This is a genomic window from Mycobacterium sp. 1165178.9, from assembly GCF_001673555.1.
GTDB lineage: Bacteria > Actinomycetota > Actinomycetes > Mycobacteriales > Mycobacteriaceae > Mycobacterium.
The window spans coordinates 1-5,441 of the sequence record NZ_LZMB01000399.1 but is presented as its reverse complement, the minus strand read 5'-3'; the positions used below and the strand labels follow the sequence as shown (position 1 = coordinate 5,441).

Sequence of the window (5,441 nt, the reverse complement as noted above, 5' to 3'; positions counted from 1 at the left end):
TGCCGCCAAAGATGTAGTGAGCCAACAGGTTGGCGATGAAGGCGAGGAACACCGCGACGAACAGGTAGCTGAGCAGCAGCCGGTAGAACGGCAGCTCGAACGCGTAGAAGCCGAGATCCTTGCCGAATTGCGGGTCCTTGATGCCGAAGTCGCCGCCGTGCAAGAACAGCTGGACCCGGACCCAATAGCTCTGCGCGATGATGCCGGCCAGCAGGCCGATCGCCACCGGGATTCCGGCACTCACCAGTCGCAAGCGGGACAGCACCAGGGCGCGGTAGCGCGCCACCGGATCGTTGTCGTTGCTCGGCACGAACACCGGCCGGGTGCGGTAAGCAACCGCAAGCCCGGCGAACACGATGCCGCCCACCAGCAGACCGGCGACGAAGAAGACCACGAACCGGGTGACCAGCACGGTGGAAAACACCGAGCGGTAGCCCAGCTCGCCGAACCACAGCCAGTCGACGTAGGCGTCGATCAGCCGCGGGCCCGCGAGCAGCAGAGCGATCACACCCAGTGCGATAAGGATCAGAATCCGGCTACGCCGAGTCAGCTTCGGCATCCGTGCGGCGGGCCGCATCCCCACTGGCTACGCTCCCTGATCGATGGCTAGACGGTGACAACTCTACGCATGGCGCTACCCGTGACCACCAGGGTTCGCTAGCAGCTTGGGGGCTGCCCGCCCGACCCGATCGCGTGCAGCGCATCCACTGCCTGGCCGAGCGTCTCTACCTTGACGAGCCGCAGGCCGGACGGATTGTCCGAGCTGGCCTCGTAGCAGTTCTTCGCCGGCACCAGAAAGACCGTGGCCCCGGCCGCGTGCGCGGCGACCATCTTGTGGGTGATGCCGCCGATCTGGCCGACCTTGCCGTCGGACGAAATGGTGCCGGTGCCCGCGATGAAGTTCGACTTGGCCAGGTCCCCGGTGGTCAGCTTGTCGACCACCGCGAGGCTGAACATCAATCCGGCGGACGGTCCCCCCACGTTGGCCAGGTTGAAGTCCACGGTGAACGGCGCCCATGGTGCGTCGAGTACGGCGACGCCCAGGAAGCCGTAGTCGCGGTCCTTATTGGCGCCCAGCGTGATCTGCGCCACCCCCGCCGGCTCGTTCTTGCGGCGGTAGTCGATCGTCACCACCTGGCCCGGCTTGGTGTTCTTGAGCAGCCCGGTGAACTCGTCCACGGTGGCCACCGGCACGCCGTTGACCGCGTCGATGGCATCACCGGTCTTGAGCTTGCCCGCCGAGGGACCCGGCTCGGGGACCTTGGCGACCGTCACCGCCGCGGGGTACTTGAGGTAGCCCAGGGCCGCATAGGCGGCGCTGTCTTCGGATTGCTTGAAGTCCGCGTTGTTGGCCTTGTCGACGTCCTCGCGCGACTTGCCCGGCGGATAGATGAGGTCGCGCGGTACCAGCTGTTCCTGGTCCGAAAGCCATAGCGTCAGAGCCTCGCCCAGCGTCAAATCGTCGCGCTGGGACACCGTGGTCATATTGAGGTGGCCGGTTGTCGGGTGCGTCTGGGTGCCCTCGATCGCCACCACCTGCTTGCCGTCGACCTCGCCGAGCGTGTCGAAGGTGGGGCCGGGCCCCAGCGACACGAACGGCACCGTCACCACCGCCAGCAACACGCCGAACACCAGGATCGGCACCAGCGCGACCACCAACGTCAGGATGCGCCTGTTCACGCCGATCACACTAGACGGCGGCCGCGGCGCGGCGTTCAGCTACGACGTCCTACCGGGTTCAGCTACAAGCTGACCCGAGGTCGCGCCGTCTGACCAAGTGGTGAGTACCGTTGGGGGTATGGCTGACCTGCCTTTCGGCTTCTCCTCCGGAGACGACCCCGACAAACACGGGAAAAAAGATCCCGATTCGGGCTCGAACCCCTCTGACCCGTTCGCCGCCTTCGGCATGAGCGGTGAATTCGGCATGGGCGACCTGGGGCAGATCTTCACCCAACTGGGTCAGATGTTCAGCAGCGCGGGCACCGTCGGGCCCGGTCAAACCGGCTCGGGTCCGGTCAATTACGAATTGGCGCGGCGGGTCGCGACGAATTCGATCGGCTTTGTGGCGCCAATTCCGGAAACCACCAATTCGGCGATCGGCGACGCGGTGCGGCTGGCGGAAACGTGGCTGGACGGGGCGACGGCGCTGCCCGCGGGCACCACGAAGGCATTGGGATGGACCCCCGGCGACTGGGTCGACAACACATTGCAGACGTGGAAGCGGCTGTGCGACCCCATGGCACAACAGATTTCGACGGTGTGGGCCGCGTCGCTGCCCGAAGAGGCCAAGAGCATGGCCGGCCCGCTCATGCAGATGATGTCGCAGATGGGCGGTATGGCGTTCGGCTCGCAGCTGGGGCAGGCGCTGGGCCGATTGTCCCGCGAGGTCTTGACATCGACCGACATCGGTTTGCCGTTGGGACCCAAGGGAATTGCGGCGCTGATGCCCGACGCGGTCGAGTCGTTCGCTACCGGGCTGGAGCGGCCGCGCAGCGAGATCCTGACGTTTCTGGCGGCGCGCGAGGCCGCTCACCACCGGCTGTTCAGCCACGTGCCGTGGCTATCGAGCCAACTGCTTGGTGCCGTCGAGGCGTACGCGATGGGCATGGAGATCGACATGTCCGGCATCGAAGAGCTGGCGCGCGACTTCAACCCGGCGTCGCTGTCGGACCCGGGAGCGATCGAAAACCTGCTGGGGCAGGGCGTTTTCGAGCCCAAGGCGACGCCCGCGCAGACGCAGGCACTGGAACGCCTGGAAACACTGCTCGCCCTGATCGAGGGCTGGGTGCAGGTGGTGGTCGCAGCCGCGCTGGGCGACCGGATTCCGGGCGCGGCCGCGCTGGGTGAGACGATGCGCCGCCGCCGGGCCAGCAGCGGCCCCGCCGAGCAGACCTTCGCGACGCTGGTCGGCCTCGAGCTGCGACCCCGCAAGATGCGTGAGGCCGCCGCCTTCTGGGAGCGCCTGACGGAGGCCGCCGGGGTCGACACGCGCGACGGGATCTGGCAACACCCCGACCTGCTGCCCGACGCCGATGACCTCGACGAACCGGCGGGCTTCATCGACCGCGTCATCGGCGGCGACACCAGCGGCATCGACGAGGCCATCGCCAAGCTCGAGCGCGAAGGCCAGGGCCCCGACGGGCCGGGCGGCGACGGCGGCCCTGTGGATAACTGACCGAAGCCATCACCCCCGGCGTGACACAGTTGCGCGGTGACTCCGCGGTGCCAGGCCGTCCTTTCCACCTATGCGCTGGATCCCGCTCTGCCGGTGCTGCTGCGTCCCGACGGCGCGGTCCAGGTGGGCTGGGACCCGCGCCGTGCGGTGCTGGTCCGCCCGCCCGACGGCCTGGCCGCCGCCGAGCTGGCCACGCTGTTGCGGACGATGTGTTCGCCGACGCCGCTCTCGGAGTTGCAGCGACGCGCGCTCGACCACGGCCTCACCGATGCCGACGGCCTGCGGAATCTAGTCGCGCAACTGGTCGGTGCCGGGGTCGCCACCGAATGCGGACGACCGCGCGCCCGCGCGGCCTCGGTGCGGATCCACGGGCGCGGCCCTCTTTCCGAGCTGCTCGTTGAAACCTTGCGCTGCTCGGGTGCTCGGATCACCCACAGCAGCCAACCGCACGCCGCGGTGTCGGCCGACGACGTTGACCTGGTGGTGCTGTCGGACTTCCTGGTCGCCGACCCACGCATGGTTCGCGATCTGCACAACCAGGGCGTCGCGCATCTGTTGGTGCGGGTGCGGGACGGCATCGGGCTGGTGGGTCCGCTGGTGATTCCGGGCGTGACCAGCTGCCTTGGGTGCGCGGACCTGCACCGCCGGGACCGCGACGCCGCCTGGCCTGCCATCTGCGCGCAGCTGCGCGAAACCGTCGGTGTTGCCGATCGGGCCACCGTACTGGCGACCGCGGCGCTGGCGCTCAGCCAGGTGAACCGGGTGATCGCCGCCGTGCACGGGCAGGAGGCCGAGCCCGGGCCTCCCCAGACCCTGAACGCGACCCTGGAATTCGACCTGCACTCCGGCGCGCTCGTCACGCGGCAGTGGGCCAGACATCCGTTGTGTTCCTGCTGAAGCGCTACTTCCGTTGCGGCACATGGCGTCGTGGCCAGCTGGCGCAGACCGTCCGCGGCGCCGACCTGCGCTTACGAAGTGTGACAACGAGTGTTGTCGACATCTCTCCACATCGCGCTGGCCATCATGGATGATGGATGCGTGGCAGACATCAAAAGGGGCCGTGCTGCGCGGAACGCGAAGCTGGCCAGCATTCCGGTCGGATTCGCCGGCCGGGCAGCGATCGGATTCGGTAAACGGCTGACGGGAAAGTCCAGGGACGAGGTCCAGGCCGAGCTCCTGGAAAAGGCCGCCCACCAACTGTTCACCGTCCTGGGTGAGCTCAAGGGCGGCGCGATGAAGGTGGGCCAGGCCCTGTCGGTGCTGGAAGCCGCAATCCCCGAGGAGTTCGGCGAGCCGTACCGCGAAGCGCTGACCAAGCTGCAAAAGGACGCCCCGCCGCTGCCGGCCGCCAAGGTGCACCGCGTCCTCGATGCCCAGCTGGGCACCAAGTGGCGCGAGCGGTTCGCCTCGTTCGACGACACCCCGGTGGCCTCGGCCAGCATCGGCCAGGTGCACAAGGGCGTCTGGGCCGACGGCCGTGAGGTGGCGGTCAAGATCCAGTACCCCGGCGCCGACGAGGCGCTGCGCGCCGACCTGAAGACCATGCAGCGCCTGGTCGGGGTGTTCAAGCAGCTCGCTCCCGGCGCCGATATCCAGGGCGTGGTCGACGAGCTCATCGAGCGCACCGAGATGGAGCTGGACTACCGGCTGGAGGCCGAGAACCAGCGCGCCTTCGCCAAGGCCTACCACGACCACCCGCACTTCGCGGTGCCGCGCATTGTGGCCAGCGCGCCGAAGGTGGTGATCCAGGAGTGGATGCAGGGCACCCCGATGGCCGAGATCATCCGGCACGGCACCACCGAGCAGCGCGACTTGATGGGGACGCGACTGCTCGAGCTCACCTTCGATGCACCGCGGCGGCTGCAGATGCTGCACGGCGACGCCCACCCCGGCAACTTCATGCTGCTTCCCGACGGCCGCATGGGTGTGATCGACTTCGGCGCCGTCGCGCCGCTACCCGGCGGGTTGCCGATCGAGCTCGGCATGACCATCCGTCTGGCCCGTGACAAGAACTACGACATGCTGTTGCCGACGATGGAGAAGGCCGGCTTCATCCAGAAGGGCCAGCAGGTTTCGGTGCGCGACATCGACGACATGCTGCGCCAGTACGTCGAACCGGTCGAGGTCGAGGTCTTCCACTACACGCGCAAGTGGCTGCAGAAGATGTCCGCCATCGAGATCGATCGGTCGGTGTCCCAGATCCGCACGGCGCGCCAGATGGACCTGCCGCCCAAACTGGTCATCCCGATGCGGGTGATCATGTCGG

At 67.9% G+C, this 5,441-nt stretch carries 5 protein-coding genes; 3 read left to right on the top strand and 2 right to left on the bottom strand.

What is annotated here, in order from left to right; translation table 11 throughout:
* The coding region (locus A5652_RS17395; protein ID WP_197513991.1) for a UPF0182 family protein at nucleotides 1-583 on the bottom strand (583 nt) is incomplete at its 3' end.
* 74 nt (nucleotides 584-657) lie between these two features.
* A complete protein-coding gene (locus A5652_RS17390) occupies nucleotides 658-1,680 on the bottom strand; it encodes a PDZ domain-containing protein (protein ID WP_067353976.1) in 1,023 nt (340 codons plus the stop codon).
* Between the two features lie 100 nt (nucleotides 1,681-1,780).
* Here A5652_RS17390 and A5652_RS17385 point away from each other — a divergent pair, with 100 nt between their 5' ends.
* The 3 genes from A5652_RS17385 to A5652_RS17375 all read left to right on the top strand — a co-directional run.
* Entirely contained in the window at nucleotides 1,781-3,175 is a 1,395-nt protein-coding gene (locus A5652_RS17385; protein ID WP_197513990.1) for a zinc-dependent metalloprotease, read from the top strand.
* A gap of 36 nt (nucleotides 3,176-3,211) precedes the next feature.
* A complete protein-coding gene (locus A5652_RS17380; RefSeq protein WP_067353969.1) occupies nucleotides 3,212-4,072 on the top strand; it encodes a cyclodehydratase in 861 nt (286 codons plus the stop codon).
* 126 nt (nucleotides 4,073-4,198) lie between these two features.
* Nucleotides 4,199-5,441: AarF/ABC1/UbiB kinase family protein (locus A5652_RS17375; protein WP_067353965.1), on the top strand; the 1,243-nt coding region annotated here is incomplete at its 3' end.